Below are 14,993 nucleotides of genomic sequence, written 5' to 3' on the forward strand. Positions count from 1 at the left end.
CAGGCGGCAGAGGGGTCATTGGCCCGCGAAAGGCCGCCGCGTCAAGCACTTCCGACATAACCATGCCACGGTTTTGCGTCGGGAATGGGTTGAAGCGTAGAATATCAGGCAGACATATCGATGGCAGCGTTGCGTTGAACAGGAAAACATCGCCAGGTGCAGGAAGAAAAAGACGATAAAAAAGGCCGTAAAAAACGGCACATCCTGCTCCGGATCGATAGCTTCATCGACTCCGGCCTGTGGACGGCTGCGGCAAGGCTGGTGGATTTCTGGGAAGACGTCACCATCGCCTCGCGCAAGCTGCATGTGCGTGGCTGGAAGAAGCTCCTCGTCAACCTCACCTGCGACGCGCTGACCTTCGGAACGGCAGGGTCCGTCGTGCTCCTGGCGCTCGCCATGCCCGCCTTCGAGGAAACCAAGAAGGACTGGCGCTATCGCGGCGATTTCGCCGTGACCTTCCTTGATCGCTACGGCAACACCATCGGCCATCGCGGCATCATTCATGAGGATTCCGTCCCGATCGACCAGATGCCGGATCATTTCATCAAGGCGGTGCTGGCGACCGAGGACCGGCGCTTCTTCGACCATTTCGGCATCGATTTCATCGGCCTTGCCCGCGCCATGAGCGAAAACGCCCGCGCCGGCGGCGTGGTGCAGGGCGGTTCGACGCTGACGCAGCAGCTCGCCAAGAACCTGTTCCTCACCAATGAGCGCTCGCTGGAGCGCAAGATCAAGGAAGCCTTCCTCGCGCTGTGGCTCGAGACCAACATGTCGAAGAAGGAAATCCTCAGCCTTTATCTCGACCGCGCCTATATGGGCGGCGGCACCTTCGGCGCGGCGGCGGCGGCGCAATTTTATTTCGGCAAGAACCTGACCGATGTGACGCTGGCCGAATCCGCCATTCTGGCCGGCCTGTTCAAGGCGCCGGCCAAATATGCGCCGCATGTCAACCTGCCGGCGGCGCGCGCCCGCGCCAACACCGTACTTTCCAACCTGGTGCAGAGCGGGTTGATGACCGAGGGCCAGGTGATCGGCGCGCGGCGCAACCCGGCCACCGTCATCGACCGCGCCGATGTGAAGGCGCCGGATTATTTCCTCGACTGGGCTTTCGACGAAGTGCAGCGGCTGGCCGCCGAGGGCAAGTTCAAGGACCACACCGTCGTCGTGCGCACCACCATCGATACCGGCCTGCAGCAGGCGGCCGAACAGGCGATGGAAATGGGCCTGCGCGAATATGGCGAAGGTTATCGCGTCAAGCAGGGCGCGATGGTGATGATCGAAAACGGCGGCGGCGTGCGCGCCATGGTCGGCGGGCGCGACTATGGCGAAAGCCAGTTCAACCGCGCCACGGCGGCGCTGCGCCAGCCGGGCTCCTCCTTCAAGGTCTATACCTACTCGGCCGCCATGGAAAAGGGCATGAAGCCGGAGACGCTGATCTCCGACGCGCCGGTGACCTGGCGCGGCTGGTCGCCGCAGAATTACGGCCGCTCCTATGCCGGCAAGGTGACGCTGCAGATGGCGCTCGCCAAATCCTACAACACCGTGCCTGTGCGCCTCGCCAAGGATGTGCTCGGCACGCAGGTCATCGTCGATACCGCCAAGGCCATGGGTGTCGCCACGCCGCTGCGCAGCGACAAGACCATTCCGCTCGGCACATCGGAAGTGACGGTTCTCGATCAGGCCACCGCCTATGCCGTTTTCCCGGCTGACGGCATGCAGTCTCGCCGCCACGGCATCGAGCAGGTGCTGGATTACGAGGGCAATGTTCTCTACGACTTCAGCCACAACGAAGCGCCCGCCAAACGGGTGCTTTCCGAAGACGCCAATTCGAAGATGAACCAGATGCTGGTGACCATCCCGGTCATGGGCACGGCCCGGCGCGGCGCGCTGGACAACGGCATCGTTTCCGGCGGCAAGACCGGCACCTCGCAGGCCTATCGCGACGCCTGGTATGTGGGTTTCACCGGCAATTACACCACGGCCGTCTGGTTCGGGAACGACGATTTCACGCCGATGAACAACATGACCGGCGGCGCGCTTCCCGCCATGGCCTTCAAGCGGCTGATGGACTACGCTCATCAGGGCATGGAGCTGCGCCCCATTCCCGGCATCCAGAACCCGCTGCCGACAGGCGCGCGCCCGCAGCCTTCGGCGGAAGTGGCGGCCGCTGCCACCAGCACACCCGCTTTGCCGGCGCTCACCCGCCCGCGCTCGCTCTCGGCCGAGGCAACGCGTGTGATCCGCTCCATCGCCAAGAAGATGAAGGACGCTTCGGCCTTGAGTGTGACGACGCAGAAGGTGGCGGACGCATCGTTGCGGGAAGGCGCGGAGGATGCGGCGCGGCGGTGAGGTGTGGCGTGGGAAAGGGTGCTTTCGGAGTTCGGAGCGCACCCCCCTCTGCCCTGCCGGGCATCTCCCCCTCAAGGGGGGAGATCGGCTGGTGGCCCTCCCGCCACTTCATTCTCTAACCTTGAGATGGGCGAAACTTCGCCGCAGATCGATCTCCCCCCTTGAGGGGGAGATGCCCGGCAGGGCAGAGGGGGGTAAGCCAAGCACTCCGTCGCCACCGTTTGCAACTTAGCGCAACAACACCCCCCTCGCCGTCTCCACCACATGCGACGTCAACACCCCAAGCCGCTCCGCCGCGAGCCGGTTGACCTGCCAGTAAAGCGGAATATCGAGCGGCGTGCCGGGAACGACCTCCACCAGCCTGCCCGTCTTGAGGTGATCCCCCACAAGCTGCACCGGGTTGAGCCCCCAGCCCATGCCGGAAAGGCTCGCCTTCACGAAACCGTCCGTCGAAGGCAGCCAGTGGGTGGGATAAGCGATATCCTCGCCCAGCACCTTCCTGACCCAGCTCGCCTGCAGCCTGTCCTTCTGGTTGAAGGTGAGTCCTGGCGCGCGGGCAAGGGCGGCGGGTGTGACACCCCCGGCGAAATGGCGGGCCATGAAATCCGGGCTGGCGGTGGCGTGATAGCGCAGCACGCCGAGGGCCAGGACCCGGCAGCCCTGTACGGGCTTGGCATGGGCGGTGACGGCGGCAAGCACCCTGCCGCCGCGCAGCCATTCCACCGTGTGGTCCTGATCGTCCACCGCAATATTGACGAGATAGTCGCTGCCGCCAGTGAATTTCGAAACCGCATCCAGAAACCATGTGCCGAGACTGTCGGCGTTTGTGGCGATGTTGAGCGTCACGCGCTCCTGCGCAGCACCCGCTTCCGCCAGCGCCGGAAGCTGTCGGAACAATTCGTTTTCCAGCATGCCGACATGATCCATGTGACGGCACAGCCATTCGCCCTTTTCCGTCGCCACGCAGGGGCTGCCGCGCACGATCAGCACCACGCCCAGCCGCTCCTCCAGTTGCTTGATGCGCTGGGAGACGGCCGACGGCGTGACGCACAGCACCTGCGCCGCCTTTTCGAAACTGCCGGTTTGAGCAACGAGCGCCACGGCCCGCATTGAAGGGTAATCGAGCATTACGATACTCGATGTGAAAGCTGATTTTGACACAGCGCATATGAGGACTTCAACCATCGGCGCTGGTCCTCCCCGCCCTCATTCCTGTGCTTGTCCCAGGAATCCAGCAAGCCCAAGTCCTTGGGCTGGAGGGACTCTCTCGCCGCGCAGACGCGCGTCGGCTGGATTCCTGTGACAAGCACAGGAATGAGGGCGGAGGTGAGGAAAGCGCTCATGATATCCGTCCGTGGAATAGCGTTACGGTACATTAGCTCAGCTTATCTGGATTCAGTTTATTTAACTGGATTAAACTATCTGGCGGAAATATCCAAGCACTCGGTCCGGAAGCAACGCCTTCGGCCATTCCACAATGGACAGAGGCAGGGGCCGCGACGCGCATGGACATCCAGATCTTCTTCACCGGCCTGACGATGGGCCTCAGCCTCATCGTCGCCATCGGCGCGCAGAATGCCTTCGTTCTGAAGCAGGGGCTGGCGCGCTCGCATGTGTTTGCCGTCTGCGCCACCTGCGCCATTGCCGATGCGCTGCTGATCACCGTCGGGGTTTTCGGTTTTCAGCGGATCAGCGCCGTCATGCCGGCGCTCGATCCCATCATGCGTTATGCGGGGGCCGCCTTCCTCATCTGGTATGGCGCCAAAAGCCTGCATTCGGCGCTGCGCTCCTCCGAGGCGCTTTCCGTGGCGGAGCGGCAGGAGGCGAGCCTGTGGCAGACGCTGGCCATCTGCCTCGCGCTGACCTTTCTCAATCCGCATGTCTATCTCGATACCGTCGTGCTGCTGGGCACCATTTCCACGCAGTTTCCCGGCTTCGAAAAAACCTTCGCGGCGGGCGCGGCCACCGGCTCCCTGCTGTTCTTCTTTTCACTGGGTTACGGCGCGCGCTGGCTGCGGCCGATCTTCGAAAAGCCTTCCGCCTGGCGCATTCTTGAAGGCGTCATCGCCGTCACCATGTGGGCCATCGCCTTCAAGCTCGTCATGGGCGCCTAAAGCGGCGGCGTATCCCCCTCTCCGATATCCCAATAGAGCCCGGCCATAAGGGTAAGCGCCTCGCGGGCGATCTCCTTCGGCAGATGTTCATTCGGCGCATGCTGCGAGCAGCCGGGATAGGAATGCGGCACCCAGATGGTGCGCAGTTTGAGGATATCGGCAAAGATATCGTTGGGCAGCGAACCGCCGAGATTGGGCAGAAGCGCCGGTTTTCTGCCCGTTGTGCGGGCAATGGAGCGCAGCGTGAAATCCACCCATGGATCCTGCGGATCGAGCCGGGTGGCGCGGAAAATCTCGTCGCCGGCAGGCGCGATTTCCACCATGGCGAAACCCTGCCGGTCGAGGTGACGCCGCACGGCGGGCAAAACCGCTTCCGGATCGATGCCGACCACGAAGCGCAATTGCAGCCGCGCCCATGCCCGTGGCGGAATGGCGTTGACCGGCGCACGCGGATTGCCGGTCTCGAAAGCCAGCACTTCCAGCGCACACCAGCCGAAAACCCGCTCGGCGGTGGAAAGGCCGGGCTCGCCCCAGTCCGGATCGATCTTCGGGCCGTCCGGCCCGCCATCGATTTCACAATCGGCAAGGGCCTCACGCACCGCTTTCGGCAATTCATCCGGCACCAGTTCCGGCACGCGGATCTGGCCGGTCGGGCCGACGAGGCTTGCGACGGCATGGGCCAGTTGCACGCCGGGATTGGAGAGCGCCCCACCCCAATTGCCGGAATGATGGCCGCCCTCACGCGCCTCGATCACCAGATCGAAGGTGATGCCGCCCCGCGCGCCGAGAAAAACCGTCGGCCGTTCCGCATTCAGGCGCGGGCCATCGGAGGCGATCAGAAGATCGGCTTTCAGCCGCTCGCCATGGTTCCGGCAAATCTCCCTCAGGCCGGGGGAGCCCCTCTCCTCGCCCATCTCGATCAGATATTTGGCGTTGAAACCAAGCCTGCCGCGTGTCTCGAGCACGGCTTTCAGCGCCGCCATATTGACCGAATGCTGCCCTTTGTTATCGGCGGTGCCGCGCCCATACCACCTGCCATTGCGCTCAGACATCACAAAGGGCGAAAGCCCCTCGGCCCAGCCCTCGTCCTGACCGCGCACCACATCCCCGTGGCCGTATCCCAGCACGGTCGGCAACGTGTCGCCCTCGAAACGCTCGGCGATCAGAAACGGCAAATCCGCCGTCGGGTCACGCAGGATGGTGCAGGAGAAACCCATGGCGGCGAAAGCGGGCAGCATTTCCTGTTCCAGATACAGCGTCAGCTCCTCGCCCTGCTCTTCATTCTGGCTTTCGGTCCGTCGCAAAACGCGTCGGGACAAATCCCGCTCGAAGCTGCCATCGTCGAAACAGGCGGCGGCACGGTCGATTGCGGATTGTCTCGACATGATGGAATATCCCCGGTTGTGATCATTTTCACGGAGACTAAACAAGCCGCGCCATTTTCCAAACAGGGAATCAGTGATAGTCCTCGACCTGTTCATAAACGGGAAAACAGCGTGTTCCGAGTTCCATTCCTTGTCGGCATCGCCCTTCTGATCGCCTTTGGCGGCGGTATTGCCGCGACGCTGGCAGCCCTTGAGGCGACATCCGGCTTTGGATCGATCCGCATCGGCTCCTGGGATGCGTTTCCCGAAGCGCAGACGATCGAGGCCGATCCTTACGCCAAATCGCACCGCGCCGACGCCGGCAAGCTGCTTTACGGAACCGCGGAAGGGCTGGCTTTTACCGCCTCCGTCGACAGCGATGGACAACGCCTGAGCGGCGAGTGCCGATACCGGCTGGCCGGCGCCGTGCCGCCCGCACGTTTCTGGACGATCTACACCGCCGACCAGCAGGGCAATGTGCTGGCGGAGGATGCGGGGCGGCCCTTCGCGCTGAATTCCCGCACGCTTTTGCGCAGCGCCGATGGCGGCATCGACATCACCATCGCCGCTGACGCCCAAACCTATAACTGGCTGTCGGTGCCGCAGGGCCAGACCTTCAGGCTGGTCATGACCCTGCTCGACACGCCCGTCGCGGGCAGTTCCGGCCTGATCGACATCTCCATGCCGCAAATCCGCAAGCTGGGGTGTGGCAATGCTTAGGGTCCTGCTCGCCATTCTCACCGGTCTCGTCGCCGCCGCCGTGCTGCATGTCATCATTCTTCTGGCGATACCGCATTTCAGCAATCGCGACGCCTATACGCGCGCGGTGGCGGAGGGAAAGCCGCATCAGTTTCATCTGCTCGAAGAGACAACGGAGAAAAAGACGCTTGGCAGCGGCGATCCCTTCATGCGGGTCGCGGTCTGCACCTTCGATATCGAGGACAAGCCGGTCAGGCTCAGCGCCATCGGAGCCGTGCCCTTCTGGTCGGTCGCGGTTTACGACAAGGCCTCGAACGAGGTGTTCAGCATGAATGACCGCACGTCCGCCGGCGGGGTGATGGATATTCTGGTGGCGGATGCGGTGCAGATCGCCGCCATCCGCAAGGCGCAGCCGCCCGCGCTTTCGCAGGCCATTCTGGCGGAATCGGATCAGACGGAAGGGTATGTGGTGTTGCGAACCATGGTGCCGCAGCCGAGTTTCGGCGAAGAGGCGGAACGGTTCCTGAACGAGGCGAAATGCCAGCCGACGGCGTGGAAATAACGTCGGTTATTCTCTGTAGTCAGGATTTGAGGGCGGTTTCCGCTGCGGATTTGCCCTTGCGCGCGACTTTGCCGGTCGGCTCGGTATCGCGTTTTTCATAGCGCACGCCGGTAAACAGCACGACTTTCGCCGGGCCGATCACCGTTGCCACCGCGCCGGCGGGGCGCAGGCTTCGTCGGGCGTCGCCGATTGGAATAATCTCTGCCATGCTCATCTCCTCTTCGGGACATGATTGTCAATGTTGCCCATGGGAACCGCGCAAGCCTCGTCTTGCGTCGGGAATTTCATCACCATCACATTGCGCATAGGCCAGTCCACAGACTGGTTTTCGCACGATCCAAAAATCCAAAGCGATTCTTATAAGGGGATCGTGCGCAGATTCAGGCTTCGCATGCCATTTTTGTATTTATTCCGTCGATAAGAATAACATGGAATCCTAATACTGCCCATGAAATTACAAACAGACAGAGGTTAATGATCCGTTAACCCTAATTGCCGGACCCCAACTTATTCCGGCCGGAGCCGCACCCCTTGAAAACAAAGGCGATGCGGTAAAGTTCCACGGCATTTCGTCCGTCATCAAGGTTTTAAAATTTCCTTGTTGATAGAGGCGGATTCTCTCTTGCTACCCCCCATAGTTAACAGGACGTCAACGCATTTGCTCTATTTTGAGCCGATATTGTGTTTGCGTTTGTTGGGTAGTGCGTTGACCGACCGGTTTCGAGAACTTGAGAGGCCAAGAGCCGTGAGGAAGAAAGATGTGGTGCTGATGGCCACCGTGACGAATTTCGAGAATGTCTCCCATCCGTCAAAAACGGACCTTCGGCAGTTCGCCGAACTTTTCATGCCGCTTTTCATCGCTTCCACTGACGAAGCCAAGCGGGAGGCCATCGCCGCGCTCTCCCAGCATCCGAGCGTGCCTTCGGCTGTCGCCTTCTTCATCGCCTGCCAGCCGATTTCGCTTGCAGCGCCCTTCCTCATCTCCTCCAAATGCCTCGATGACGACACGCTGATCACCATTGCCCGCACGCAAGGGGCGGCGCATGCGCGCGCCATCGTGCGGCGCGAAGACCTCTCCCCCACCGTCATCGATGCGCTTGTCGGGCTGCGTCACGCCGAAGATCTGAAGCGGCCGGATGAAGAGACGGCGGCTGCCGAACCGCAGGCGGCGGAAAGCCCCGAAGAGCCGAAAGCGGAAGAAAAGACGGACAACATCGCCGCCGCTTCCGCACTCGAAGAGGAAATGCGCCAGCGCATCAAGCAGATGGCGCATCACCTCAACCGCCCGGAAAGCGACGTTCTCGGCCTTCGCCGCCTGAGCGAGGTGCAGGAAGCGCTGCTGGTGCGTTTCGCCCGCGAGCGCAATGCCCGGCAATTCGCGGTGGCGCTGGCGGATTCTCTCTCCTCCAGCTACTGGCTGTCGGAGCGCATCATGCTCGATATATCAGGCGCGCAGCTTGCAACGACGCTGACCGGCCTTGGCATGGAATTTTCCGAGGCGGCTTTCGTGCTGCAATGCTTCTATCCGCATCTTTCCGCCGCCGAAGGCGATATGAGCCGTGCCGAAGCCCTGCTCGACCGTCTCGACATCGTGGAATGCGAAGAGCGGCTGGAAAGCTGGCGGCGGGCCGACAGCTATACGCATGGCCGCGAACGGCCGGGCCGCAGCGCACCGGCTGCGCAGAGAACCGGGACGCAAGGGTAAGCGCGGCTGGCCTTGCATCTGCACGGATTGAAGAAGCGGGCCATTGCCGGACGATTCTAGGCCTTGGGCTGATCCACCAGCGTCAGCAGGGTCCCGATCTCGTCGGTTTCGATCTCCACCACCCACAGGTCGCTGTCGAAGCGTCGTTCCCTCTCAAGAAGAGCAGCGCTTTCCTCGCCATCCGCACCGGCAAGACGCGTTTCGAAACGGCGCTCGGCGCGGACTTCCTCGTCATCGGCAAAGCTCTGCGGCGCGGGTCCGTAGAGATTTTCGCGGCCATCGCGCAGGCGCTGACGAATGAAAATCGCCCCCGCCTCTTCCGCCCCCTTCTTTTCGACAGCCGCAAATCCGCCGGCGGCGAAGACGCGGCGGATGAGGGCTGAGACGAACATTTCGGATTTGAGGCGCATGGGGTGCTTTCGAATGGAAATGGTGGGCGTGCTGTTGTGGATTTTTGGACGGCTGAGGTGCGTGGGGCTTACCCCCCTCTGCCCTGCCGGGCATCTCCCCCTCAAGGGGGGGGGGATCGATCTGTGGCAAGGTCTCGCCCATCTCGACGCTTTAAAATGAAGTGATGAGAGGGCCTCTTGCCGATCTCCCCCCTTGAGGGGGAGATGCCCGGCAGGGCAGAGGGGGGTAAGCCCCACGCACCTCAGCCGCTGTCAAAATCTAAAGCGCCCCGATCGACTTCAGCTTCTTCAGCACGGCCTCGCTCGGCTCACCGGTTTCCGGCAGGCGATAGTGTTTCTCAAAGGCGCGGATGGCGTTGCGGGTCTGCTGGCCGGCCACGCCGTCCACCTTCACGTCCGCATAGGCGATATTGATCAGCCCCTGCTGGATCTTGGCGATCAAATCGCGGCTCGCCGGTTTGGCCGCACTGTTGAGGGAGGCCGGTTCGGCCTTCGGGCGCGGCGCTTCCGCCTTGCGGATGGCGGCTGCAACCGGGTCGATCTCGACGCCGCCGCTGGTATCGGCAGGCCGATCCCTGGGTATCGCGGCAACCGTCGCGCCGTCTATCCGCAGCGCCGCCAGCACGCGGGTCGTCGGCTCGCCGGTCTGTTCCATGCCGAGCGTTTCTTCAAAGAACATGATGGCGGCGGCGGTGCGCGGGCCCATGCGGCCATCCGCCTCGCCTTCGTAAAGCCCGCGCTTCTTCAGTTCGGCCTGAATATCGGCAACGATCTGCTGCGGTTTCTGGCTTTCGGCAACGGGTTGCACCGGCGTTTCGGCCGCCGGCTGCTGCGCGTTTTGCGGCTCCGCCGGTCGTTCTATGCGGAAGGTGGTGACATTGCCCTGCGTGCCGAGCGGTTCGGCCGGGCGATAACCGGCAATGCCGTTCGGGTTTTCCGCATCGCGCGTGCGCAGGAAGGGCGACGGGTGCACGCCCGGCTGATACCAGAGCGCATTGGCGGCGACAAAACCGAAGACGACCGCGAAGGCGCCGCAGCTGCCGACCAGTTTCGGATGGCGCAGGATTTCGCGCCCGATGGCCGAAACCACCAAGGAAACAATCCCGGCGCCAATCTGGGCCGTTGTTTTCTTAGGCGATTTTCGCTTTCGCGGGGCCATCGTCACCATCCTTTTTCATCATTGCAGCCATATCGCCGAGCTGCCGGATGCGCGGCGGAAATTCCACCATGCTTTCGGCTTCGGCGCTTTGGCCCTCACCCGCCATGCCGGAACCGTCGGCAGGCAGGGTGATCGTTACGACCGTTCCCTCGCCGGGCTTGCTGGCGATGGCGAAAGTGCCGCCATGCAGTGCCACAAGCCCCTTGACCAGGGACAATCCCAGACCCGTGCCCTCATAGCGACGGGTATATTCATTCTGAACCTGCATAAAAGGCTGGCCCAGGAGCTCGATCTTGTCGGAAGCGATGCCGATGCCGGTATCGCTCACCGTCAGCTTCAGCATCGCGCCCTCACGCGCGGCGTCGATCGACACCACACCACCGGCATCGGTGAATTTTATGGCATTGCCGGCAAGATTGATGAGAACCTGCCGGATAGCGCGCTGATCGGCCGAGATTTCGCCGATACCGCGCTGGATGCGGCTGGTCAAAGTCAGGCCTTTTTCCTTCGCCTGCAGGCCGAGCATGGCCTCGCAGGACGAGATGGTCTCGGCAATCGGGAAGCTTTCCATCATCAGCTCGTAACGGCCGGCTTCCAGCTTGCTCATATCGAGCATGGTGTTGACGACAGAGAGAAGATGCGCGCCGGACTGGCGGATCAGGCCGACATATTCCCGCTGGCGGTCGTTCTCCAGCCGGCCGAAATATTCGCCGGCGAGAATATCGGAAAAACCGAGGACGGCATTGAGCGGCGTGCGCAACTCGTGGCTGACGGCGGCGAGAAAGCGCGATTTCGCATCATTGGCCGATTCCGCCTCGGCCGCCTTGCGGGCGACATCGCGGCGCAGGCGTTCCATCTCGGTGATATCGGAAAGCTGGGCGACGATACGGCGCAGCCGGCCACTGGCGCTGCGGATCGCCGTCATCTCGATACGCGCATGCATGAACTGCGCCTGACGCGACTTTGCACCGGTCTCGAAGCGAAGTTCGGCGGTTGCCCTGTCCTCGCCCTGCCGCAGCAGGTCGAAAGCCTGCATCAGTTCGATACGGTCCGAGACATAGACATATTCAACGAGGGAATGACCCTTGCTGGCCTGCAGATCGGCAGGGAAGGTCATAAGATCGCGGCCGGAGACGTGTTCGACGAAGCCGGTTTCACCGATCATGAGCACAAGGCCCGGCACCTGCGAAGCGGCGATCAGGTCGTTATCGCCAGACGCGGCGGAAAAGGAGGAGGCACCGCGCGCGGGACGCGAAAAGGCAATCAGCAATGCTGCGGCGGCCAGAAACAGCGCCAGCACCAGGGCAGCGCCGATGGGCAGCGCGATGGCGGGGCTGAAGACGAGGCTGAAGAGGGCTGGTACCACCAGAAGTCCGACCGTGCTGAAGGCGATCAGCCGGCGCAGGCGCGCAACGGTTCCGGCGCGCCTTTCGGCGTCCTCTTCCATGCGCGCAAGCCATCTGCCTGCGGCATGGTCGACCAATGCGACCGCTTTTTCTCTCATATTACGCAATACCAACACCGAATCCCTGAGGCGGTTCTAACGGCTCCGACAATAGAAGGCGGCGGCTTAAGGAATGGATAAAAAGAATGGCCTCAAAGGCCCCTCAAATGCCTCGCAGTCCCATTACGGGGCATTTCTTCGAAGCTTTGCCAATCATGGTTAATGACGGGTAAGCGACGGATTTCGCTTCATTTTTGCCATCGCGTTAACTTTTGTGGCAAGGCTTTGCGCCGCTTTGCCCCGGAACGCGCGGCCTCTGTCGCAATTATGCTTAACATGGACTGTTAAAATGCGAATGAATTGGTGGCAGGCGTCCCGATACGAGGAGAATAGATGCAATTTGAATTAAATTGCGCCGCTTTTTGCAATCGGCTGTTCGCCGGTCGCGTGTAGCTTCTTCACAAGCCCGAAAAACGGGACAAAGGCCGATGACCCGAAACCGGGCGGGGCTTTAGAAAACAAAGATCATCTGGCAGGGTAGTCTGACAATGTGGTTTCTGATCAAGGGAACATTCTGGTTTTCGCTGGTGCTGGTGGCGCTGTCCTATTTCGGCAGCAGCAACGATCCGGCCAAGGAACCTTCGGCCTTCGATATTCCCAGCGCCGTTTCGGCCGCCGGTGAAGCCTATCGTTATGTCAGCGCCATCTGCATTGAAAAGCCCGATGTCTGCGTCAAGGGCGCCGAAACCTTCCATGCGCTCGGCGAGCGGGCAAAGGAAGGCGCAAAGGTGGCCTATGAACTGCTGGACAAGCAGCTTGCCTCCAGTGACAAGCCCGCCCCCGCCGCTGAACTTGCGGCCGAGACCGAAAAACTGGCCGAAGCCCCGGTCGTCAGCGTCGAATTTCCGAAGGATGCCGACATGCTGAAGACCGGCACCGTCATTCCCCTGCCGCAGAAGCGCCCGGCCCCCTGATCTATGCCGGCCACCGCGCCGCACTTTTTTGCGAGCGGAGATTTCCGCCCGCCGACTGCCTGCCAAACTTGCCCACGAAAACCTGTTTTCCGTGGGCTTTTTCATGGCCTATGGTTCAAAACCGGCCGCACTTCGCCTATATCCTAGCAAAGACCTGCAATAATGGATGATACGGCGCGCAAATGGCCTCTCTCGAAACGATCCTTGACGACTTCGCCTTCCTCGACGACTGGGAGGATCGTTATCGTTATGTCATCGAACTCGGCAAGGCGCTTCCCGACCTGCCGGAAGACAAGCGCACGGCCGAGAACAAGGTGCATGGCTGCGCAAGCCAGGTCTGGCTCGTCAGCCATAGCGATGGTGCGGAAGACCCTCTCCTGACCTTCGAAGGCGATTCGGATGCACATATCGTGCGCGGCCTCGTCGCCATCGTGCTCGCCGTCTATTCCGGCAAGAGAGCCTCCGAAATCGCCGGTCTCGACGCCATCGAGGTATTCGACAGGATCGGGCTGGTGGAGCATCTGTCTTCGCAGCGCGCCAACGGCCTGCGCTCCATGATCAAGCGCATCCGCGAGGAAGCCCGGCTGCTGGCCGCCTGACCTTCACCTCGTCATCGACGGGCGATAATCTGCGTCGCCCCAATGGTGTTCCTTCCTGCCGGCGCGGGCCGCAGGCGGCGCATAATGGCGGGCAAGCGCCAGCAGCGCTGCTCGCAGCAGCAGTTTTGCCGACCGCGCCGGCCATTGCCTTTCGCGCTCCACCGTCTCCAGCCCCTTTTCGAAGCAGCAGATATCGATGGCGACGCCCGACAGTTCAGGCCCCATCGCATCGGCCGCGCGGGAAAACCGCGTTCTTGCGGCCATTGCCGCCTCGGTGAGATCGAGCGCACCTCCCGCCTCCCCTTTTGTGCGGTTCGCTATTCTCGGCTCCCATGTCGCCGTTACCTTCGGGTTAAGATGGCCGCGATGAAAATCGGCGGCGAGACGTTCGCCTGCCTCCAGAGCATCCGCCGGGAAAAACGCCGCACCGTCCCGTTCCTTCAGCCTTGCAAGGCCGGTCAGGGGAGAGGTGTTGAGATTGCGCCGGGCCTGCTGCTTCGCATCGCCGACATCCACAATAACCGTCTGCATATGCCGGTGCTGTTCCTGAAAAACCTCGTCCCGGTCTTTTGCCATTGCACGTTTCAAGCAGGAGGCGAGCGGCGGTGCGGCAGAAAGGGTGTTGTCCCGCTGCTCGACCAGCCCGGAGGAAATGGCGAACCGCACCGTCGCGGCCGGAAACCGCAGCGCCGTGTGGCCTGCCCGCGGCCGGCGCAGGACGATATCGCCGCCCTCCTGCGACATCTCGGCCGCGCCCGCGGCGATGCAACGCAGCAGCCGCAGGAGATCAGGGTTCGGGGAGGCAACCGGGATGCTTTTTTCCTCACTCATCCCGGGCGCCTTTCATCGCGTTGAAGATACTGCCGGTGAGCCGCTCCAGCACGGCGACGAACTCGTCGAATGCCGGTTCGTCGCGCCGGTCCTCCACCACCTGGCAGGCATGGCCCACCGTCGTCCTGTCCCGGCCGAAACACGGCCCGATATCCGACATGGGAATGCCGAGCTGCACATGGCACACATACATGGCGATCTGGCGGATGTGGCATTCCATGCGCCGGCTGTCGCGGCGCACCAGCGTTCGGTCGCCCGTCAATTGCACCATCTCGCCGGTGAGCTGCCGTACCAGACGGCAAAGACGGGAAATCTCATCCCGCCCGGCCGCAGACGGCCAATGACGAAAGGGACGATCACCGACCCGCGCACAAGGCCGCGCGGCGGCAGGCAGAAACACAGTATCCGACGGCATATGCAACTCCTCTACGAATAGGAATTAATTCATACACCTAAGAGCAATCGTGGGGAAGCGCAAATTTGACAGGGAAGATTATGCGATTGATACGGCTTTATTTTTGCAGAATTGATGTGTGCGATAAAGGATTTTTTTCCTCAATCGAAATTTTGCGCGACATAAAAAGTCTGTCGAGGGAACGGCTCGCGGGTCTGGTGCGATGCAGTTCTCGATCGCGAAAGACCCATCTCACGGCGCAGACGCGCCGTAGCCGGATGCCGGATATGGGCAGGCAGGACGGAGGTGAGGTCTTCGAACCCCAGAAACGAAATCGGCCGGTCGAAGGACCGGCCGTATTGTATTGCGACTTCCGGCTATCTGCCAGG

The 14,993-nt window shown here is 61.9% G+C and carries 15 protein-coding genes; 7 read left to right on the top strand and 8 right to left on the bottom strand.

Going from position 1 to position 14,993, the window contains the following annotated elements; translation table 11 throughout:
- The first annotated feature begins 156 nt into the window (after positions 1-156).
- Positions 157-2,349, top strand: coding sequence for a transglycosylase domain-containing protein (locus ACIK7D_RS03285; protein ID WP_080817389.1), 2,193 nt, complete (start codon positions 157-159; stop codon positions 2,347-2,349).
- A gap of 228 nt (positions 2,350-2,577) precedes the next feature.
- Here ACIK7D_RS03285 and ACIK7D_RS03290 read toward each other — a convergent pair whose 3' ends face one another.
- The gene (locus ACIK7D_RS03290) at positions 2,578-3,477 is read right to left on the bottom strand and encodes a LysR family transcriptional regulator ArgP (RefSeq protein ID WP_400155611.1); all 900 of its coding nucleotides are present in this window, start codon (positions 3,475-3,477) and stop codon (positions 2,578-2,580) included.
- A 377-nt stretch (positions 3,478-3,854) separates the two neighbouring features.
- Here ACIK7D_RS03290 and ACIK7D_RS03295 point away from each other — a divergent pair, with 377 nt between their 5' ends.
- Positions 3,855-4,463, top strand: coding sequence for a LysE/ArgO family amino acid transporter (locus tag ACIK7D_RS03295; RefSeq protein WP_080817392.1), 609 nt, complete (start codon positions 3,855-3,857; stop codon positions 4,461-4,463).
- On the opposite strand, the gene ACIK7D_RS03300 is transcribed toward ACIK7D_RS03295, so the two are convergent.
- Positions 4,460-5,848: a M20 family metallopeptidase gene (locus ACIK7D_RS03300; protein WP_400155612.1), complete on the bottom strand. Its 1,389-nt coding sequence runs from the start codon at positions 5,846-5,848 to the stop codon at positions 4,460-4,462. The genes ACIK7D_RS03295 and ACIK7D_RS03300 overlap by 4 nt on opposite strands.
- A gap of 111 nt (positions 5,849-5,959) precedes the next feature.
- Between ACIK7D_RS03300 and ACIK7D_RS03305 the strand changes: the two genes are divergently transcribed.
- Together ACIK7D_RS03305 and ACIK7D_RS03310 are read left to right on the top strand one after the other, a co-directional pair.
- A complete protein-coding gene (locus ACIK7D_RS03305) occupies positions 5,960-6,547 on the top strand; it encodes a DUF1214 domain-containing protein (RefSeq protein WP_003522305.1) in 588 nt (195 codons plus the stop codon).
- Positions 6,540-7,088, top strand: a complete 549-nt coding sequence (locus tag ACIK7D_RS03310; protein WP_080817394.1) for a DUF1254 domain-containing protein — start codon at positions 6,540-6,542, stop codon at positions 7,086-7,088. Before ACIK7D_RS03305 ends, ACIK7D_RS03310 begins: the two co-directional genes overlap by 8 nt.
- A gap of 19 nt (positions 7,089-7,107) precedes the next feature.
- Here ACIK7D_RS03310 and ACIK7D_RS03315 read toward each other — a convergent pair whose 3' ends face one another.
- Entirely contained in the window at positions 7,108-7,296 is a 189-nt protein-coding gene (locus tag ACIK7D_RS03315) for a hypothetical protein (protein WP_035261156.1), read from the bottom strand.
- 561 nt (positions 7,297-7,857) lie between these two features.
- Between ACIK7D_RS03315 and ACIK7D_RS03320 the strand changes: the two genes are divergently transcribed.
- On the top strand, positions 7,858-8,793 hold the full coding sequence (locus ACIK7D_RS03320; protein WP_400156007.1) for a DUF2336 domain-containing protein: 936 nt from the start codon (positions 7,858-7,860) through the stop codon (positions 8,791-8,793).
- A gap of 56 nt (positions 8,794-8,849) precedes the next feature.
- On the opposite strand, the gene ACIK7D_RS03325 is transcribed toward ACIK7D_RS03320, so the two are convergent.
- The 3 genes from ACIK7D_RS03325 to ACIK7D_RS03335 all read right to left on the bottom strand — a co-directional run bounded on the left by ACIK7D_RS03325 (position 8,850) and on the right by ACIK7D_RS03335 (position 11,866).
- Positions 8,850-9,203, bottom strand: coding sequence for a DUF1491 family protein (locus tag ACIK7D_RS03325; protein WP_080817396.1), 354 nt, complete (start codon positions 9,201-9,203; stop codon positions 8,850-8,852).
- Between the two features lie 259 nt (positions 9,204-9,462).
- Positions 9,463-10,362, bottom strand: coding sequence for a peptidoglycan-binding protein (locus ACIK7D_RS03330; protein WP_400155613.1), 900 nt, complete (start codon positions 10,360-10,362; stop codon positions 9,463-9,465).
- On the bottom strand, positions 10,334-11,866 hold the full coding sequence (locus tag ACIK7D_RS03335; RefSeq protein WP_269314490.1) for a HAMP domain-containing sensor histidine kinase: 1,533 nt from the start codon (positions 11,864-11,866) through the stop codon (positions 10,334-10,336). The genes ACIK7D_RS03330 and ACIK7D_RS03335 overlap by 29 nt, the downstream gene beginning before the upstream one ends.
- A gap of 488 nt (positions 11,867-12,354) precedes the next feature.
- Here ACIK7D_RS03335 and ACIK7D_RS03340 point away from each other — a divergent pair, with 488 nt between their 5' ends.
- Together ACIK7D_RS03340 and ACIK7D_RS03345 are read left to right on the top strand one after the other, a co-directional pair.
- Entirely contained in the window at positions 12,355-12,780 is a 426-nt protein-coding gene (locus ACIK7D_RS03340; protein ID WP_400155614.1) for a DUF5330 domain-containing protein, read from the top strand.
- Positions 12,781-12,962: 182 nt separating this feature from the next.
- Positions 12,963-13,379, top strand: coding sequence for a SufE family protein (locus ACIK7D_RS03345; RefSeq protein WP_080817400.1), 417 nt, complete (start codon positions 12,963-12,965; stop codon positions 13,377-13,379).
- Positions 13,380-13,382: 3 nt separating this feature from the next.
- On the opposite strand, the gene ACIK7D_RS03350 is transcribed toward ACIK7D_RS03345, so the two are convergent.
- On the bottom strand, positions 13,383-14,210 hold the full coding sequence (locus ACIK7D_RS03350) for a DUF6456 domain-containing protein (RefSeq protein WP_400155615.1): 828 nt from the start codon (positions 14,208-14,210) through the stop codon (positions 13,383-13,385).
- Positions 14,203-14,625, bottom strand: a complete 423-nt coding sequence (locus tag ACIK7D_RS03355) for a helix-turn-helix domain-containing protein (protein ID WP_269314487.1) — start codon at positions 14,623-14,625, stop codon at positions 14,203-14,205. Before ACIK7D_RS03355 ends, ACIK7D_RS03350 begins: the two co-directional genes overlap by 8 nt.
- Between the last annotated feature and the right edge of the window lie 368 nt (positions 14,626-14,993).

Origin of the sequence: Agrobacterium sp. P15N1-A (genome assembly GCF_044626815.1) — a bacterium.
Taxonomy (GTDB): domain Bacteria; phylum Pseudomonadota; class Alphaproteobacteria; order Rhizobiales; family Rhizobiaceae; genus Agrobacterium; species Agrobacterium leguminum.

Coding starts and splice junctions, on each gene's coding strand:
- ACIK7D_RS03340 (WP_400155614.1), top strand. CDS start 12,355: ATGTGGTTTCTGATCAAGGGAACATTCTGGTTTTCGCTGGTGCTGGTG.
- ACIK7D_RS03295 (WP_080817392.1), top strand. CDS start 3,855: ATGGACATCCAGATCTTCTTCACCGGCCTGACGATGGGCCTCAGCCTC.
- ACIK7D_RS03315 (WP_035261156.1), bottom strand. CDS start 7,296: ATGGCAGAGATTATTCCAATCGGCGACGCCCGACGAAGCCTGCGCCCC.
- ACIK7D_RS03335 (WP_269314490.1), bottom strand. CDS start 11,866: ATGAGAGAAAAAGCGGTCGCATTGGTCGACCATGCCGCAGGCAGATGG.
- ACIK7D_RS03330 (WP_400155613.1), bottom strand. CDS start 10,362: ATGGCCCCGCGAAAGCGAAAATCGCCTAAGAAAACAACGGCCCAGATT.
- ACIK7D_RS03350 (WP_400155615.1), bottom strand. CDS start 14,210: ATGAGTGAGGAAAAAAGCATCCCGGTTGCCTCCCCGAACCCTGATCTC.
- ACIK7D_RS03345 (WP_080817400.1), top strand. CDS start 12,963: ATGGCCTCTCTCGAAACGATCCTTGACGACTTCGCCTTCCTCGACGAC.
- ACIK7D_RS03290 (WP_400155611.1), bottom strand. CDS start 3,477: ATGCTCGATTACCCTTCAATGCGGGCCGTGGCGCTCGTTGCTCAAACC.
- ACIK7D_RS03320 (WP_400156007.1), top strand. CDS start 7,858: ATGGCCACCGTGACGAATTTCGAGAATGTCTCCCATCCGTCAAAAACG.
- ACIK7D_RS03310 (WP_080817394.1), top strand. CDS start 6,540: ATGCTTAGGGTCCTGCTCGCCATTCTCACCGGTCTCGTCGCCGCCGCC.
- ACIK7D_RS03325 (WP_080817396.1), bottom strand. CDS start 9,203: ATGCGCCTCAAATCCGAAATGTTCGTCTCAGCCCTCATCCGCCGCGTC.
- ACIK7D_RS03300 (WP_400155612.1), bottom strand. CDS start 5,848: ATGTCGAGACAATCCGCAATCGACCGTGCCGCCGCCTGTTTCGACGAT.
- ACIK7D_RS03355 (WP_269314487.1), bottom strand. CDS start 14,625: ATGCCGTCGGATACTGTGTTTCTGCCTGCCGCCGCGCGGCCTTGTGCG.